The 17,014-nt window shown below is 42.8% G+C and carries 14 protein-coding genes; 7 read left to right on the top strand and 7 right to left on the bottom strand.

All coding sequences use genetic code 11. The annotated features are described in order from the left end of the window. Nucleotides 1–600: 600 nt before the first annotated feature. Nucleotides 601–1,539 carry a ParA family protein gene (locus HC643_RS32270; RefSeq protein WP_038079914.1) on the top strand — a complete coding sequence of 313 codons (939 nt, stop codon included), beginning with the start codon at nucleotides 601–603 and terminating at the stop codon, nucleotides 1,537–1,539. A 213-nt stretch (nucleotides 1,540–1,752) separates the two neighbouring features. On the opposite strand, the gene ileS is transcribed toward HC643_RS32270, so the two are convergent. Further along, the gene (gene ileS / locus HC643_RS32265) at nucleotides 1,753–4,665 is read right to left on the bottom strand and encodes an isoleucine--tRNA ligase (RefSeq protein ID WP_050046612.1); all 2,913 of its coding nucleotides are present in this window, start codon (nucleotides 4,663–4,665) and stop codon (nucleotides 1,753–1,755) included. A 299-nt stretch (nucleotides 4,666–4,964) separates the two neighbouring features. Beyond that, the gene (locus tag HC643_RS32260) at nucleotides 4,965–5,732 is read right to left on the bottom strand and encodes a Ycf66 family protein (protein ID WP_038074199.1); all 768 of its coding nucleotides are present in this window, start codon (nucleotides 5,730–5,732) and stop codon (nucleotides 4,965–4,967) included. A 339-nt stretch (nucleotides 5,733–6,071) separates the two neighbouring features. Here HC643_RS32260 and gndA point away from each other — a divergent pair, with 339 nt between their 5' ends. Beyond that, entirely contained in the window at nucleotides 6,072–7,502 is a 1,431-nt protein-coding gene (gndA, locus tag HC643_RS32255) for an NADP-dependent phosphogluconate dehydrogenase (RefSeq protein ID WP_038074202.1), read from the top strand. Nucleotides 7,503–7,783: 281 nt separating this feature from the next. Here the strand turns inward: gndA and HC643_RS32250 are convergent, their stop codons facing one another. From HC643_RS32250 to HC643_RS32235, 4 genes are all read right to left on the bottom strand, one after another. Beyond that, nucleotides 7,784–8,962 (bottom strand): serine/threonine-protein kinase, encoded by a 1,179-nt coding sequence (locus HC643_RS32250; protein ID WP_038074204.1) that lies wholly within the window; start codon nucleotides 8,960–8,962, stop codon nucleotides 7,784–7,786. A gap of 163 nt (nucleotides 8,963–9,125) precedes the next feature. Beyond that, a complete protein-coding gene (locus tag HC643_RS32245) occupies nucleotides 9,126–9,479 on the bottom strand; it encodes a PIN domain-containing protein (protein ID WP_237265990.1) in 354 nt (117 codons plus the stop codon). 46 nt (nucleotides 9,480–9,525) lie between these two features. Continuing rightward, entirely contained in the window at nucleotides 9,526–9,780 is a 255-nt protein-coding gene (locus tag HC643_RS32240) for a hypothetical protein (RefSeq protein ID WP_038074208.1), read from the bottom strand. Between the two features lie 497 nt (nucleotides 9,781–10,277). Beyond that, on the bottom strand, nucleotides 10,278–11,342 hold the full coding sequence (locus HC643_RS32235; RefSeq protein ID WP_038074210.1) for an aromatic ring-hydroxylating dioxygenase subunit alpha: 1,065 nt from the start codon (nucleotides 11,340–11,342) through the stop codon (nucleotides 10,278–10,280). Between the two features lie 122 nt (nucleotides 11,343–11,464). Here HC643_RS32235 and HC643_RS32230 point away from each other — a divergent pair, with 122 nt between their 5' ends. Beyond that, a complete protein-coding gene (locus HC643_RS32230; protein WP_038074212.1) occupies nucleotides 11,465–11,971 on the top strand; it encodes a YbjN domain-containing protein in 507 nt (168 codons plus the stop codon). An 84-nt stretch (nucleotides 11,972–12,055) separates the two neighbouring features. After that, on the top strand, nucleotides 12,056–12,772 hold the full coding sequence (locus tag HC643_RS32225; protein ID WP_038074388.1) for a lipoate--protein ligase family protein: 717 nt from the start codon (nucleotides 12,056–12,058) through the stop codon (nucleotides 12,770–12,772). Between the two features lie 146 nt (nucleotides 12,773–12,918). Here the strand turns inward: HC643_RS32225 and HC643_RS32220 are convergent, their stop codons facing one another. Continuing rightward, nucleotides 12,919–13,896 carry a carbohydrate kinase family protein gene (locus HC643_RS32220; RefSeq protein WP_038074214.1) on the bottom strand — a complete coding sequence of 326 codons (978 nt, stop codon included), beginning with the start codon at nucleotides 13,894–13,896 and terminating at the stop codon, nucleotides 12,919–12,921. A 372-nt stretch (nucleotides 13,897–14,268) separates the two neighbouring features. On the opposite strand from HC643_RS32220, the gene pedR reads away from it, so the two are divergent. The 3 genes from pedR (at nucleotide 14,269) to HC643_RS32205 (ending at nucleotide 16,827) form a co-directional block, all read left to right on the top strand. Further along, a complete protein-coding gene (gene pedR / locus HC643_RS32215) occupies nucleotides 14,269–14,565 on the top strand; it encodes a photosynthetic electron transport-dependent transcriptional regulator PedR (protein WP_038074215.1) in 297 nt (98 codons plus the stop codon). 514 nt (nucleotides 14,566–15,079) lie between these two features. After that, a complete protein-coding gene (locus HC643_RS32210) occupies nucleotides 15,080–15,706 on the top strand; it encodes a DUF6391 domain-containing protein (protein ID WP_038074391.1) in 627 nt (208 codons plus the stop codon). A 128-nt stretch (nucleotides 15,707–15,834) separates the two neighbouring features. Beyond that, nucleotides 15,835–16,827, top strand: a complete 993-nt coding sequence (locus HC643_RS32205) for a glycosyltransferase (RefSeq protein WP_038074393.1) — start codon at nucleotides 15,835–15,837, stop codon at nucleotides 16,825–16,827. Nucleotides 16,828–17,014 lie beyond the last annotated feature (187 nt).

The raw sequence follows: 17,014 nt of genomic DNA, 5'->3' as shown, positions 1-17,014 counted from the left end.
ATCATTGAGTCCGCGCTCGATTGCATTCACGAGGCTGTAAGCTCTCCAATTTCTTTGAAGAATTGGGAAGACTAAGCAAAGTTACCCATCGGAACTTAAGACACAGACGACTGGAGGACTTTCAAATAAAAAATCTGCCAAAATTGCTTGTTGTGTAGGAGGCTTCTAGGCTGTCACTTATACAGGACAAACGAGGACGCCAATCCTACAAGATAAATAATTTATTGTTTGGAAATTCTGAAGATGTCTTAATATTGACTTCATCAAGTATATAAATTTACTCACATTCTAGATTGAATAGACGGAAATAACAACAGCTAGATTAAGGAATGTAACTGTCACTAAAATCTCAAGCTAATGACAAAGAATCAATGAGGTTTGTCAGGCGATCGCGCAATAACACACCTGAGACTGCTATAATGCTCACTACTTTATTGAAAGAATGAATTACAGAGCCACAGTGAAAAAAATTAAAATTCTGTAGTAAAAATGATGAAATGTTTACGCTAATGTAAAATCGCAAAGAATGCCCGATCGAAAGAAAGGCAAAATAGGACGCGGGTAAAAATAGGGCTGATGTGCTATTAGAGGAAACAACAAATGGGACATATCATTGCTACTGCAAATATGAAGGGCGGCGTTGGCAAAACCACTCTTACAGTCAATATGGCGACTTGTTTAACCAAAAATCATGGTAAGCGAGTCCTCGTTCTGGATTTAGATAGTCAAATCAGCGCTACACTCAGTCTGATGTCGCCTGTGGACTTTGCCAAACTCCGAAAGCAACAACGGACGCTGAGGTATTTACTCGACCAAATTATCAATTCATCGTCAAGAAAAAAATTGACAATTCAAGATATTATTCAACATCAGGTTTGCAATCTTCCAGGATTAGACTTATTGCCAGGAGATATTGACCTATATGATGAATTTGTTGTCTCGGAAATGCTGTATCAGCAAGCAGTCAATTTGGGTGAAAACGAGTTTGAAAATATTTGGAATCGGTTTGAAAGAGTGTTACTGGGGAAAGTTTTAGAACCCGTTCTTCAAGAATATGATTTTATTCTCTTAGATTGCGCTCCTGGATATAACCTTTTGACTCGCAGTGCTTTAGCAACCAGTAACTTCTACATACTTCCTGCAAAACCAGAACCCTTATCTGTGGTAGGAATTCAACTGTTAGAACGGCGCATTGCTCAGTTGAAAGAAAGTCACGAACAGGAAGCCAATCTGGGCATACAAATGCTGGGAATTGTTTTTACAATGTCTAACGCCAACTTTCTCAGTGGTAGGTACTACAAACAAGTTATACAACGCGTTCATCAAGATTTTGGCGACGAAAAAGTTTGCCAGACGCAAATACCAACTGACGTGAATGTTGCAAAGGCTGTTGATACTTTTATGCCAGCTGTCTTACACACTCCTCAATCAGCAGGTTCAAAAGCGTTTACTCAACTCACACAAGAGTTGTTGCAGAAGTTGGAAAAAGCTAAGGTGGAAAACCAGCAACAAGGTAACTTGCAATTTGCCACCACTTAAATTTCTTCATCCTCCACCAATACGGCAAGGGCTCTCGAAAATTGTCGCGGGAGACAAGCAGGGGATGCACCTTTGTGCAGGGGAGGAAAAAACGGCTTAACCGACAACTATTGCATCTTCCACCCTTCTCCTAACGGCAGAAGGGTGGATAGTTTATACGCTCGGCAAGCGATCGCTAACCCAATCGCGAAGTAGAAAATACCGTGGAATTCCTTAAAATTCCCCTGCTAAAGCTGAAACACAACGTTCGCAAATGAGAGGATGTTCGGTAAATTCTCCCACTCGAGTGGAGTAGTTCCAACATCGATCGCACTTATGTCCATCTGCGTCAGCTACACCTAAAGCCCATGTCTCTGACTGTAAGTTGTACTTCGAGCTTTGAGCCGTTTCTGGAGAATCAAGTAAATCGACCTGAGAAGTTAAAAATAGATAACGTAACTCATCTATTCCATTCTGGCTGGCATTTAGGGCTGTCACAGAAGAACGCAACTGCTCATCGAGTATACATAACAATACCTTGGCTTCTAAGGAAGAACCGATGGTTTTGGCGACCCTTGCTTCTTCGAGCACCTTGTTAACATCTGTGCGAAGTTGTCGCAATTGTTGCCAGCATGCTGCTAGTTCTGGGTTTTTCCATCCCTCCTCTAACTGCACCCAACCCGCTTCAAATACAGATTTATAAGGCGTTTTGTAGGGGAGGAACTGCCAAATATCTTCTGCCATATGACACAGTACGGGAGCGATCGCACGTGCTAAATTTTCCAAAGCAATCCTCAAGACTGTCTGACAGCTGCGGCGGCGGAACGCGTTTGGCGCACTGATATACAGCCTGTCTTTTGCCACATCCAGATAGAAGTTGGACAAATCCACCACGCAAAAATTCTGCACCGTTTGGAAAAAGCGGAAAAACTGAAAGCTGTCAAACGCTTCCGTCACTTCCTGAAACACTTCTGTCATGCGGTGCAGCATATAGCGGTCAAGAGAAGGCAATTCTTCTAGGGGTACAGCATCTTTTTCCGGGTCAAAATCGTGCAGATTACCCAGTAAGAACCTCGCAGTATTGCGAATCTTGTTGCGAATATCTGCTAGTTGCTTGATGATGTTATTGCCCAAGCGTACATCGGCAGAGTAGTCTACAGAAGAGACCCACAACCTTACAACATCAGCACCGTAGCCCGGTTCTTTTTTCTGGTCTTTCCCCCCCAAGATGACAGTCGCTGGGTCTACCACATTTCCTAATGATTTACTCATTTTGCGACCTTGTTCATCCAAGACAAAACCGTGAGTTAATACAGTTTTGTAAGGCGCACAATTATTAACCGCTACACTTGTAAGCAAACTCGATTGAAACCAACCGCGATGTTGGTCGGAACCTTCCAAATACATATCAACAGGATAGTCGAGTTGCGATCGCTGGTTCGCTACAGCCGCCCAAGAGGAACCAGAGTCAAACCACACATCCATGGTGTCAGTTCCTTTCCGGTAAGACCGACCGTTGTTGCGCTCTTTTTCTGGTAACAACTCTTCTACTGATAGTTCCCACCAAGCATCAGACCCTTTTTCAGCAAATATTGCTTGTACGTGGGAGATGCTTTCTTCATTCAGTAAAGGTTCTCCCGTTTCTTCATCGTAGAATACGGGGATCGGTACACCCCAACTGCGCTGACGGGAGATACACCAATCAGAACGTTCGGCTACCATTGGGGTAATGCGATTTTCACCTTGGGAGGGAATCCATTTTACAGATGCGATCGCTTTGAGTGCTTCATCCCTAAATCCTTCCACCGAAGCAAACCACTGTTCTGTAGCCCGGAAAATGGTAGGTTTCTTAGTCCGCCAATCGTAGGGATACTTGTGGACGTAAGCTTCCTCCTTCAGCAGAGAACCAGCCGCAGTTAGCGCATCAATGATAGCTTGATTGCCATCCCCAAGAACATTTAACCCAGCAAACTCTCCCGCTTCCTTAGTAAAATTACCGTTATCATCCACAGGTGCAAGGACAGGTAAACTGTAGCGTTGACCTACAATGTAGTCTTCTTGACCGTGACCGGGAGCCGTGTGTACCAATCCAGTACCGGAGTCAGTGGTGACATAATCTCCACCAATGACTATTGGACTTTCGCGATCGAAGAGAGGATGACGGTAGGTAGAATACTCTAAATCTTTTCCTTTGACGGTTGCTTTGACAGTTAATTGCGCCTCAAGAACCGTAGAGAGACGTTCTACCAAATCCGCAGCAACGATAAGATATTTGAAATTTGCCTCACCTAAAGGCGCAACATTGCCAGGATCGCTTTGCGTCTTCGCATCTTGGCGTGACACTTCCACTACTGCGTAATTGAGTTCTGGATTGAGTGCAACAGCCAAGTTACCTGGAATAGTCCAAGGAGTGGTAGTCCAGATAGCAACAGCTAACTCAGGTAAAAACTCACCCAAAACTGGTTTCACTGCTTCCGACAAACTTGTCATTTTAAACGCAGCGTAGATACTCCGCGAAGTGTGACCTTCCGGATATTCCAACTCAGCTTCTGCTAAAGCTGTTTTAGAACTTGGGCTCCAGTGTACTGGTTTCAATCCTCGATAGATGTAGCCTTTGAGGACCATTTGACCGAAAACACCAATTTGCGCTGCTTCATATTCTGGCTTTAGCGTGAGATAGGGATGTCCCCAATCACCCCACACACCGTATCGTTTGAAACTGTCTCGTTGTTCATCGACTGCAGACAGGGCAAATTCCTTCGCTTTCTGACGCAGTTGCAAAGGCGTCAAGTTTTGCCGTTCTGCTTGCTTCATATTCTGCAAAACTTTCAATTCGATAGGCAAACCGTGACAGTCCCAACCAGGTACGTAACGAGCCTTACGACCGCGCAGCAGTTGGTAGCGATTAATAATGTCTTTAAGAATTTTATTTAGAGCGTGACCGATATGCAGGGAACCATTAGCATAAGGTGGCCCATCATGCAATATAAATAAGTCGCCTGGATTTTCTTCAGACAGGCGTTCATAAATCTTATTTTCTTCCCAAAACTTTTGGATTTCAGGTTCGCGCTTGATAGCGTTTGCCCGCATATCAAAGTTGGTCTTAGGTAAGTTTACAGTGTCTTTGTAGCTTCCAGGTTCTGTCACAGTGCTGAATGTCTAGAAATAAAGGTTTATTATTCTCTCGATCTACTTGAGAGAATTTCTGTTATTTTTACTATGATACTTGGCATCACAATAGCAGACGACACCAAGATGCCGTCTGAAATACCATCATAGAACTTTTGAACTCTTGTAGTGCGGGTCGAAAGCTCGCTTTTCATACAAAGATCGGCTGTTCGGTCTGCACCACAAGAAACTTGAGCTAAGAGACGCCTATCCCACAATCCGAATCATTTATTTCTGGGGAATCCTCAGTTAGCGATCGTATATGTTGATTGCCAACCCTAAGTTGATGGATTGGGTGGAACTTGTTCGGGAGGTTCTTCAGCAGGCGGAGCCAGTACAGCATCGGGAGCAACTTCTACTACAGGAAGAGGGGGTGTTTTATCCTCAGCACTCTCTCGAGCGGCTTCCACCAATTCTGGAGATGGGGGATTTGGTGGAATTGGTTCTGTAACCAGCTTGGTTTTTGCTTCCGAATCAACGGGTGTGACTGGTTCTGCTGGTTGTTCGTATGTTGGGGTTGTAGTTTCAGTAACAGTGACAGGCGGTTGTGCGATCGCACTGCGTTGGTCAACAATCTCAACCTTTGGCGCTGCTGTAGGAGATACTGCAGCGTTTGAAGTTTCGGGGGTTTTCGTGACTCCAGTGTGTTGAACCTTATCTTTTGGACGAGAGAAGGTGCGGCTCAACCACTGTTGCAACGGGGCGAATCGTTCTTGCAGTGACAGCTTAGAAACCGAGCTTCCAAGGTTCGTTTTGACCTCTTCGGCATTTGGTATTTGGGTTTGTTGAGCCGTAGGCGTCAGTTGACGGCGCAGTGAGAGTGTTTGCCAGCCAAACCATCCCAAAAGAGCGACACTAGCCACATGACCCAGCAAAAGACCTCCAGTAATGCGTGGTGCGAATATCCATAAAACCAAGGCGTAGAACAGCCCTACACCGCTCCAGATAAAATCATTCTTGCGGTGGATTTCTGGGAAAAAGAAAGCTGCTAAGTAAAGCGCTATACTACCCAGACCGACTGTCAACGCTAGGACGTGTGCCAGCATCTTGTGGTTACTCCTTTCTTTTGACTAGGGATAGGGGACTCGGGACTGGGAAGCGGGGCTTAGGGATTAAGGACTTGGGGATGAGGAGCAAAGATATTATACTTTCTATTTTCTATCCCCTATCTCCTATCCCCGATCCCCGGTTCCCAATCCCCCATCCCCTAATTTTGCAAAATTTGTCCGGAAAATGTTGAGATAGATACAAATTAAAATTAATTATTTGTATCTTTGTGTATTTTGACTCTGTTTGTGAAGTCTTAATGTCTTCTTTAGGAGAGAAGGGAAAATCTCGGACTAACCTAAAGATAAAGAGAATCTGCAAGAGTTAGCCAAAAAATTATGACACAGCAAAGCTTTGGTGTGATTGGTCTAGCCGTCATGGGCGAGAACATCGCTCTAAACGTTGAGCGAAACGGCTTTCCAATCGCAGTTTACAACCGCTCGCGCGATAAGACCGATAAATTCATGGCGGAGCGTGCTAACGGAAGAAACGTCAAAGCCGCGTTTACTCTGGAAGAGTTTGTAGCTGCCTTGGAACGTCCCAGACGAATTTTGATTATGGTTCAAGCTGGTAAGCCTGTAGACGCAGTGATTAGTCAGCTGAGACCTTTGCTAGACGAAGGCGACATCATTATCGACGGTGGCAACTCTTGGTTTGAAGATACAGATCGGCGCACTCAAGAATTGGAACCTGCTGGTTTTCGATTCATTGGAATGGGCGTCAGTGGTGGTGAAGAAGGAGCACTCAATGGTCCTTCACTCATGCCAGGAGGGACACAAAGCTCTTACCAGTATTTGGAGCCGATTTTTACAAAAATTGCGGCTCAAGTCGATGATGGTGCTTGCGTAACCTACGTCGGTCCCGGTGGTTCCGGTCACTACGTGAAAATGGTACATAACGGCATTGAGTATGGTGATATGCAGCTAATTGCAGAAGCCTACGATTTGCTGAAAAATGCTGCAGGACTGGATCACAATCAGCTACATCAAGTTTTTAGTGAGTGGAACACCACCGACGAACTAAATTCTTTCTTGATTGAAATTACTGCCAATATCTTCCCCTATGTTGACCAAGATACACATTTACCTTTGGTAGATTTGATTGTTGACTCAGCAGGTCAAAAGGGAACCGGACGTTGGACAGTACAAACTGCTTTGGAATTGGGTGTTGCCATTCCGACCATTACCGCCGCAGTTAATGGTCGAATCATGTCTTCCTACAAGCAAGAACGTATTGCAGCATCTAAGATCCTCACAGGTCCAACAGGCAAGTATGAGGGTGATAGCAAAGAGTTTATCAACAAAGTTCGAGATGCTCTCTACTGCTCAAAAATCTGTTCCTACGCTCAAGGAATGGCTTTGCTATCCAGAGCTTCCCAAACATATAACTGGAACTTAAAACTGGGTGAATTGGCTCGGATTTGGAAGGGTGGCTGTATCATTCGGGCTGGATTTTTGAACAAGATCAAGAATGCTTTTGGCGAAAATTCATCTCTACCCAACCTGCTCTTAGCCCCTGAATTTAAACAGACAATTCTTGACAGGCAAAATGCTTGGCGGGACGTTTTAGTAACCGCAGCAAAACTAGGTATCCCAGTACCCGCGTTCAGCGCTTCCTTGGATTACTTTGATAGCTACCGTCGCGATCGCCTACCTCAAAACCTGACTCAAGCACAACGCGACTACTTTGGAGCACATACCTACGAGCGTGTAGATAAACCTGGTGTTTTCCACACTGAGTGGGTTCCCATTACTGAAAAGAACAGCTAAATTCCAACCTGTTTTTTAGGAATGAAATTCATGTGGGGTAGGCGTTCTTGCCTACCCCTAATTTCAGGCAACTAAATGGCAAATAATCACGCACATTAGGAGAGCATCCCAATGAATGAAAAAACGCCGACGATTGGAAATCGCGGCTACACAAACAAAGCCTGCCTACGCAGGCTTCAATTAAACGAAATCTCCCGTAGTTTTTTGAGCTTTATACTCTTTTAAATTCACTTTACCTTTGTTATTTTAAATCCACTTTACCTAAAATAACTTTGTTCAATTTAATCTGCTGAGTCTGGGTTCGCATTTTTATACTTAGCTTTTAATTCCTCTAATTCATCATCAATAATACTTTTACTAGAAGGCTGAGGTTTTTGTGTAGGCTGGAATTGGGTATTTTTATTTACATTGTTTGAGTTCCCACCACTGCGACCCCCCAACAGCTTTGTTTTTATTTCTTGCAATTCTTTATCAATAATGTCATTCGTGGAGTTGGCAGAAGTCGATTTCTGTGGAGCAGGAGGTGTACTGACAGGAGTGACTGGTGTTGGTGATGCGAGGGCGACTTGCTGTTGGCGATTCAAATCCGTGAGGACTGCGTTGACTGTTTGATAGCGTTGGGCAACAGTAGGTTCCAACATTTTGTCAAGAATGTATCTCAATTCATTACTGACGGGAGTTTTAAGATGCTGCTGCCAAACCCAAGTCGCATTATAAGTGTCGTATATGTCAAAGGGAGAACACTGAGTGAGGAGATGAATGCAAGTCACGCCCAAACTAAATATGTCACTGGCAAAAACGGCTTTTCCTCTGATTTGTTCGGGTGCAACATATTCCGGGCTACCAATACTAGTACCAGTCCTGTTTAAGGCGGTGTAAGTCGCTGCTTTTGCAGCTCCAAAGTCTACCAAAACAAGATTTCCAATAGCTGAGGCTGTAGATCTGCGTTGAATGATATTTTCTGGTTTAATATCTCTGTGAATGACTTGTCTTTCATGACAAAACTGCAACACTGGCAGTAAGTCGTTGAGTAAGTGCCGAATTTCCGCCTCATTAAAAGCACCCCTTTGTGCCAATTCTTCAGCCAAATTTAGCCCATCAATAAATTCTTGTACAAGATACTGCCGATCGTCTTGAGTAAAATAAGCAAGGAGTTCCGGGATTTGTGGATGTTTCCCCAGTTCGTCAAGGCGCATTGCTTCTTGAGTAAACAACTCAACAGCCTTCTCTACTGTACTCGTGCCTTGGGCTTGGGGAAAAAATTGTTTGATAACACAACGTGGCTTAGACGGTTTATCCTCATCCACAGCTAAGAAGGTTCTGCCAAAACCTCCTTGCCCTAATGGTTTAATTGCACGATATCGTTCTTTCAGGAGTAGTTTGGAACCGCAAGTCAAGCAAAACTTGCCATCATTGGTATGCTGGGGGTTGGGACAAAAAGGATTTAGGCAATAGCTCATGTTAAAGCGATCGTACAGTGACGAACTTCTTGTTGTGTTGAGAGTCCGCTCTCAGTTATCTTTATTCTGCCATGTTAAATAAAATGGTGCTTCATACAATACCTTTGCCGAAATCCCCTCACTTGAGATGAGTGGGGCTTTTGAGAACTTGGCAAAGGTACTGTTATATTCGCCAATTATCCAGCTTTAAGCTGTAACCCAGCCCTTGAGTTCGCTGATAATGCGACAAATTACCACTAACTAAAATTAAATTCTTTTGTACTGCGATCGCAGCAATCATGGCATCGGCGAGTCCTATCGGTTGCCCAGTGCGTTCCAAATCAGCATAAATGCGTCCTGCTAATTGAGCATCACTTAGTTCAAGTGCTAACACTTCTATATTAATAATTTCCGAAAATAAATGCTGAATCTTGTCTTCACGTTGAAGCTTATGCCAACCTTTGACAATTTCCAACACAGTGATGGTAGAGATTGTGTAGCAACCAAGTGCAGAATGGTAAGCTGAAGCTCTAGCCACACCTCTCTGATTAAGGCCCTTTAAAAGTTCAGAAAAAATATCCGTGTCAAGTAGTGCTTTTTCCAAAACGTTGATTGAGTGAGTGCGCTTCCCTATCCTTCATAACTTCTGCTAACATCTCATCTACTGACTTAGGATCGTCAGCAAATAGCCCTAACAATCGGTCTTTTGGCGTTTCAGTTAACGCCAGCTGGTCGATTGCATATGCAATTAAGTCTGACAAATCACAATGCCGTACTTTTGCCAGCAAAAGTGCTTTGTTCAGGGTTTTCTCATCTAGTTCGAGTTCTATTGTATTCACACTGCTTTATCTATAAGTATTTAATGTATTCTAGCATTTTTGCTTTAATAGATACTAGAAGAGCATTCTAAAGTATCACACTACGAATTATGGGCTCATCCCAGTTTGGAAAAAACAAGATTGTGATTGAAATCACGCCTATACAAACGCTCGTCTGCCTGTGCGGACTTATTTAAAGCCTGCGTAGGCAGGCTTTGTTTGTGTAGCCCCAGAATTCTATTCTGAGGGCAATTGCAAATTTGAGATGCTCCCTTGCTAAAAAGTTTTCAGACTTAGGCAATTCGGATTCATGCAGTTGCTAGCGTTCATACTAATGGCTGAGGTATATAGCAGTCCTAAATGAAATATAAGAATAAGCGTGAAGACTGCTAATGGCTAATGGTCAATTAGCCATTAGCCATTAGCAATTCAAATTTTTTACAAATGATTTAGGATTGCTATAGAATCTTTTACTACAGATACAACCTCAAGCTTAGAGTTTAAGGAAATATTTCATATTACTTTAGCTTTTCCACCTGATTTCTCATTAACCTCTGCACGCTGGCTATTACCCGGTTTAACTCATAACCCCGCCTCTGAGGATTTTCCAAATACGCTTGCTGTTCCTCTTCGATCATCAGTACATCTTGTTTCACCAATCCATCCAACAATTTCTGCGCCGAACCAAACAAACTATTTTTCACAAACCGTCGAAACCATACGGGTAATTTATGCAAGCGCCAAAAAGCATTGAGTGATGTAAAATGAACTAAATATGCTTTTGTTTCTATCTCATTGACAGGACATAACAAACAATAAATTTTAAAATCTTTGCCTAATGTTGAAGCCCAATGAGGATATATATAACTAACATTTAATGGTTCGGGATGCAGTCGGCGCAAAGCAGGAAAAAATAACTGGGAAATAGACCAAATTTTATCAATCTTGTAATAACTTTGAGCGTTATAATGAGCGTCAACGCGATCGCTATCTTCGTAAATATCTTTGAGGGATGGTTCTGCCCAAGCTTGGTAATCTTGATGTAAATGCCCGTGGTACATATCCATCAGGTTTTCTATCAAATAAGAATAGTGTGCTTGACAGTGAATGACTGACACTGTAGCAATATAATTCAAGTGTTCCCATTCGGGAACGCCCATTGGATGTACTGACTCGTGATGCTTGGTTTGTGCATTTCCAGGGAAAAGCCAAATAAACCCGTCTTGTTCCTGTACGGGGTAATGACGAATTTTACAACTGGGGAGTTTTTGATTGTCTGCTAAATAAGGTACTGCTACACATTCGCCTCGAGCGTTAAAGCGCCAAGCATGATAAGCGCATTCCAATTCGCTATCGATCGCTCGCCCGTGACTGAGTTTAACAAGTCGATGGGGACATCGATCTTCTAAAGCATGGATTTGTTCGTTGCGATCGCGATAAAGTACGATTGCTTGTTTCCATAGCGTTACACCTATGGGCTGAGTATTGACCTCGCTGCTACGAGCAACAACGTACCAGCGATCGAGATTAATACTTAGCTGACGAATATCTCGAATTTGAGATGCTTCGGAAACAGAGGACATAAACTCACACCTTATGAATTATGAATTATGAATTATGAAGGATGAAGTAAGTATTTTTCATCTTTTATCCTTTATAAAGTATGTCTAGATGTAATAATGATGCTGCTGAGGCAAAAATCTGTATGACAAGCTCCCAATCACAGCAAGAAAAGCCCGCAACTGAATCCATGTCAGATGCAGAACTCATCAACGAATTTATCGCTGAGACAACGAGTATCAACTATATAGAGATTGTTGAAAACGTCATCGACACTTTAGAGCAAGATGACAGTGCAATGGTAAGCCATCCTTCAGAAGGAGGTTATCGTTGGAAGTTTCACTATGGTACGGTAGAAGTCTTTGTCCAGCTGACTGGTACAACTGATGAGGATACCATCACCGTTTGGTCTCCAGTGCTGAAATTACCCGCTAAGGATGAATCCAAGTTAATGCAAAAACTCTTGGAAATGAATGCATCAAGTACCTTTGAATCCCATTTTGCCATCATTGAAAACCAAGTAGTTGTTATGGGAACCCGGACTCTAACAGATTTATCCCCAGGTGAGGTTTCTCGTCTGATTACGGTTGTAGCCACTATTGCTGATAACAATGACGAAGTGTTACAAGCTGAGTATGGTGTAGCTTATTGAAGAAATTTTAGATTTTAGATGGGAAGTCAGCTGAAAATTCCCCAATCCCAAACCCTCAATCCAAAATCTAAAATCCAAAATTCTATGTGGCGACTGATTCCGTTGTTAGAAGCTTCTGGTGACTCGCAAATGGCAATCGATCGTTGGTTGCTAGAACAGCACCTGTTGCGATCGCATCCGCCTACTTTGCGATTTTATACTTGGTCGCCACTGACTATTTCCTTGGGATACCACCAACACAAATATCCAGAACACTGGCAAAATCTGGTTTGGCAGGGACAAAAAATCAACTTGGTGCAGCGTCCAACAGGGGGGCGGGCGGTATTGCATCAAGGTGATTTAACTTACACTGTAGTGACATCCAATCTGACGGGAAACCGTGTTGAGATCTACCAGAAAATTTGTGAGTTTTTGATTCAAGGGTGGCGAGCGCTTGGTGTAGAATTGCACTACGGAACAGCAGGGCGAGGTTATATCCACAACCCCAATTGTTTTGGTACTGCGACTGGTGCCGATCTTGTTTTGCCAAATGGAACAAAATTTATTGGTAGCGCCCAACTGCGAAGGGGAGTAGCGACCCTACAGCATGGTTCTATTCGTTTGCAACCAGATGGTGAGTTATTTGCTCGGGTTTTTCCTGGGGAAACATTTACACCCGTGAGACTTCCTCAATTAGATATTAAAGAGATTGTGACAGCATTAATTGCGGCTGCTAGCCGTTGTTTTGATACCGACTTTAAGGAGCAACCTCTTTCTCAATCTGAGTGGGAGGCAATTGTAGCGGGTGCTTCTTGCAAGTAACCTTCAGCTACACAATCGTCAATTTCGATAATGAACTGTATTTGTTGGCTGAGTCGGTTGATTGACATATAAAGTTATCTATAAATGTTACGTTGGTTAGATCCCCAACTTCTTGATAAAGTCGGGGATCTTGCAGCCCATCTTTGTTAGCTAGAGTGAGAAGTGAGAAAAGCTTCTACTTCGGCTGCAGTGGGTTGAGATGCGATCGCACCTGCTTTCATTGTCGTTAATGCTCCTGCTGCACTGGCATAATTCAGAATTTTTGTGACAGTTTCTTTGTCGTTCAAGCTCTGGATACCATAAGTCAGTATTTGGTGAATAAAGCCAGCGACAAAACTATCCCCTGCACCAGTTGTATCAACGACAGGGACGGAAAAAGCGGGGAGTTTGCCTTCGTTTTCACCAAGACAATAAGCACAGCCGTTTTCTCCATCTGTGATCAAAACTCCTTCAACCGAATTGAGGCGGTAAGTGATTGCACCTGCATCAGCTGTATTAAATAGCCACTCAGCTTCTTCTTTAGAAAGTTTGAGAAAATCAACTTGTTTAAATAATTCTTGAATTTTTTGAGGAGCAATATCGGGATTTGTCCAGAACACGGGACGCCAATTGATATCTAGAAGCACCTTAATATCATAATGTTCTGCTAGCTCTAAAGCGCGGTAAATAGCTTGTCCGCTTTCCGGATAAGCTAACTCCAAAGTCCCTAAAACTAGAAAATCTGCTGCTTCAAATAACTCTATTGGTAATTTGTCAGCTTTTAGGTAAGTGTCCGCAAACTCTGTGGTTTCAAAGTCTTTAAAGCCAGCAAAAGAGCGATCGCCTAAGAGCGAGCGTACAACATTAACTTGCCTTGTTGGTGCTGTGGGATGACGCTGTATTCCTGTTGTATTTACACCCACCTTTTCAAACAGTTCCACCAGTTCATTACCTGGTGCGTCCTCACCCACACAACCGACAAATCCTGTAGATGTTCCCAACTTCATTAAAGCACAGGCTACGTTAGCGGGTGCTCCTCCAGGATAAGCTGTCCAAGACTCAACTTCTTCTAGCTTTCGCCCCAATTGGTCAGCTAATCGGTCAAACAAAACTTCACCCAGGCACAAAACACGGGGATTACTCATTGAATTTTGGATGTTGGCTTAGGAATTTCCAGTATAAAATTACAACATTTCTGCCAATTTGTTGGCGTTCGTTCATACAATTAAATAGCAATTTTTGCTACCAAACTTAGTTGTAAGTACTCCTGTTTAATAGTATTTCTACTTATCTTTATACTTATTTATACATAAGTATATAGTAACAAAAAAAACAAATAGTGGTCTTTTCTTGTCCCCCTTGTCTTCCTTATCCCCCATCCCCTCCTCCCCTCATCCTTCTGCCCTACTTCTCATAAAAATAGTATTTCTGCCTATACTTTAAGCATCTACCTCCAAAAGAATCTTCTAGAATGAGAAAGAGTGATTAAGTACATATACTAAAGAGGAAAAAAACTCATGGCTGGTGGCGAGTCTCAGACCCCTGTTAGTCTGTCAGACAGAGAACTGCAAATTATTGATTTAGTGGCTGCTGGCTTAACTAACCAAGAGATTGCAGCAAAGTTGGAAATAAGCAAGCGAACCGTTGACAACCATATCAGCAATATTCTCACCAAGACAGGCACAGACAACCGAGTTGCTCTTGTCCGTTGGGCATTACACTGGGGCAAAGTCTGCTTGAATGATGTAAATTGCTGTCCTCTGCCTAATTTCAACAATGATTCAACAAGTTCGGCAAACTCAACCAATGTCTAGCATTCTGTCAAGCTAATTTTGACTGGTTGCTTATAGTTTCCTCCTCACAATTTAGATTTGAAGGTGTAAACCTTGAAAAATCAAGTAAGGCAGAGGCGAATTTAAGTAGTTCTTATGTATTTTCATACACCAAAACAGATAAAAATGCGATTGGCGATCGGTTGTTCTACCCCGATCCCTATTTTCATTTTTTATCTAACCAGTAACAGACTAACTACACTTGCTGCGTTTCTCTCAAGAACTGTTAAGGAATAAGTTATCCTTCTTGTGGGGTGGACATCCTCCCTAGCCCAGTGTATGGAGCGGGAACGATACCAGCCCACAAGAAATTAGCTTGTGTGTACGCGGGAGGACCCCAGTAGGTAGGGTAATTCAGGAAGAAAAGATAAAAATTTTGCCATAGGAAACTGAAGTCGCTCTATACAGTCAACAAAAATTAGCAACAATCGAGAGATTGAAACGTTACATTTAAAAGAAATCTATGTTGCTCCACAGTCTCAAGAGCAGTGTTGCTATGGATACTTCTTCTCTTTTCTTTATTGATATTACAGCAGCCCAACCAATGCAAGATGCCGATTTACTCAGGCATTTATCATTTGTTCCAGGGTTGAAAGAAATTCTGATTTTACGCCAAGTTCATGCTTTGGAGCACGCTACAGTTTGGGTTCTCAGTGGAGCAAAAACTGCTTCTGCTTCTCCTACTAAAGCAACAAGCCCCGTTCAACTTGACAACGAATTGTTAGGTGGTTTATCTACTGAAAAAGGATTTTATCTTTATGGAGAGGTAAACATTAGCGATTTACGGCGAGCAGCGATGCTGGCTCTACACCGCCTGACTCATGGTGAAGGGGATTTAGCCGTTCATCCTCGTTGTGGTACAAATCTTTCAGTAGCGATGGTGCTTACAGCTGGGTTAGCTGTGGGAATGCATCTGCTACTACCACGGGGACCTATTGAGCAACTTATAGGTTTGGGGTTAGCAGCAACCACTGCGTGTGAACTTGCTCCTGACGTAGGTGCTTCGGTACAGCGATACCTAACAACTTCCATTCCCTTCAACTTAGAAATCGATAGTATTACGCGCACGCGAGATATTTGGGGACGCGACGCACATTTTATCAAAGTGCGATGGAGAGATTAGGAAGAAATAGGGAGGACAAGGGAGACAAGGGAGAGGGGGTAGACAAGGGAGAAAATACTTCCATACGATCCGTATCCTCACTCCCTCACTCCCCTACTCCCCCAATCCCTATTAATTAATGAATGAATATGAGAAAACTCTATTTCTTACTACCCGGAACATATGGTAAGTTTGCCTGCGGAGGGCTGTGGGCAGAGTTAAAAACATTAACGCTGGCTCAGGAAATCTGTAGTGCTGATGTTGTGACTTATCGCCAAAGGGAAAAAGATAAGCTTTTTTTAGACGATCTACTGAGAGGCAAAAAATTAGATGATGTTATTTTTGTCGTTAGTTGGGGATTTGATGTAGCTCGACTTGTGGCAAAACTCAAGCAATATAATGTTGTCTATCACGCCCATAGCGCAGGTTATGGCTTTAGTTTGCCTTCAAGTATTCCCATAATTGCTGTCAGTCGAAATACTATGGGATATTGGGGACAAAAAGCTCCAAATTCTCTAATTTATTATTTGCCCAATCAAATTTCCAATGAATTTCAAAATCTCAACATTGAAAGAGATATTGATGTTTTAATTCAAACCCGTAAATCTTCTCAATATTTAATTCAGGAACTGATTCCAGAATTGCAGCAACAATGCAAAGTGACAATTGTTAATTCCTACGTTGAGGATATAACTGGTTTATTCAATCGAGCTAAAGTTTACCTCTATGATTCAGCAGAATACTGGGCGCAGCAGGGTGTAAGTGAAGGGTTCGGTCTCCAACCCATGGAAGCACTTGCTTGTGGTTGTCAGGTATTTTCTAGTCTTAATGGGGGATTATCTGATTATTTAGACCCTGCATTTAATAGCTATAAAATTGCTGGTTACTCTAGAGCATATGATGTTCAGCGTATTCTAAAGGTATTGAAATCTTGGAGCCCATCCAATTTGTCAGAAGAATTTTTTGCGGAATACAGAACGGATAATATTATTCAAAGATTGAAGGTGATTCTGGATGATTTAAATAATTTCTACGACCACAAAATGCATTATCCATCCAATATTAAAGATTTGACGAAAACGCGTTTGTTAATATTAAATAGTCAGCGAATCTTTAATAAGCTGACTCAGAAAAAAAGATGAAGTAAGTAGTAATTCAGGGCTGACGCAAAGCCTCCCTTAAAAAGCTACGGGAGCATCCCAAAGAGCGCAATTGCCCTCAGAATAGAATTCTGGGGCTACACAAACAAAGTCCGCCTACGCGGACTTAATAAGAAGTCCACGTAGGTGGTGAATCCAGTCCTGCAGGCGGGTTTCCCGCCGTAGGGAA

The organism is Tolypothrix bouteillei VB521301 (assembly GCF_000760695.4).
GTDB classification, from domain to species: Bacteria; Cyanobacteriota; Cyanobacteriia; order Cyanobacteriales; family Nostocaceae; genus Scytonema; species Scytonema bouteillei_A.
This window is presented reverse-complemented; position numbering and strand designations above follow the sequence as displayed.

Bases quoted from the DNA above. Each gene is read 5' to 3' on its own strand.
- HC643_RS32270 (WP_038079914.1), top strand. From the start codon at position 601: ATGGGACATATCATTGCTACTGCAAATATGAAGGGCGGCGTTGGCAAA.
- HC643_RS32260 (WP_038074199.1), bottom strand. From the start codon at position 5,732: ATGCTGGCACACGTCCTAGCGTTGACAGTCGGTCTGGGTAGTATAGCG.
- gndA (WP_038074202.1), top strand. From the start codon at position 6,072: ATGACACAGCAAAGCTTTGGTGTGATTGGTCTAGCCGTCATGGGCGAG.
- HC643_RS32250 (WP_038074204.1), bottom strand. From the start codon at position 8,962: ATGAGCTATTGCCTAAATCCTTTTTGTCCCAACCCCCAGCATACCAAT.
- HC643_RS32235 (WP_038074210.1), bottom strand. From the start codon at position 11,342: ATGTCCTCTGTTTCCGAAGCATCTCAAATTCGAGATATTCGTCAGCTA.
- HC643_RS32230 (WP_038074212.1), top strand. From the start codon at position 11,465: ATGACAAGCTCCCAATCACAGCAAGAAAAGCCCGCAACTGAATCCATG.
- HC643_RS32225 (WP_038074388.1), top strand. From the start codon at position 12,056: ATGTGGCGACTGATTCCGTTGTTAGAAGCTTCTGGTGACTCGCAAATG.
- HC643_RS32220 (WP_038074214.1), bottom strand. From the start codon at position 13,896: ATGAGTAATCCCCGTGTTTTGTGCCTGGGTGAAGTTTTGTTTGACCGA.
- pedR (WP_038074215.1), top strand. From the start codon at position 14,269: ATGGCTGGTGGCGAGTCTCAGACCCCTGTTAGTCTGTCAGACAGAGAA.
- HC643_RS32210 (WP_038074391.1), top strand. From the start codon at position 15,080: ATGGATACTTCTTCTCTTTTCTTTATTGATATTACAGCAGCCCAACCA.
- HC643_RS32205 (WP_038074393.1), top strand. From the start codon at position 15,835: ATGAGAAAACTCTATTTCTTACTACCCGGAACATATGGTAAGTTTGCC.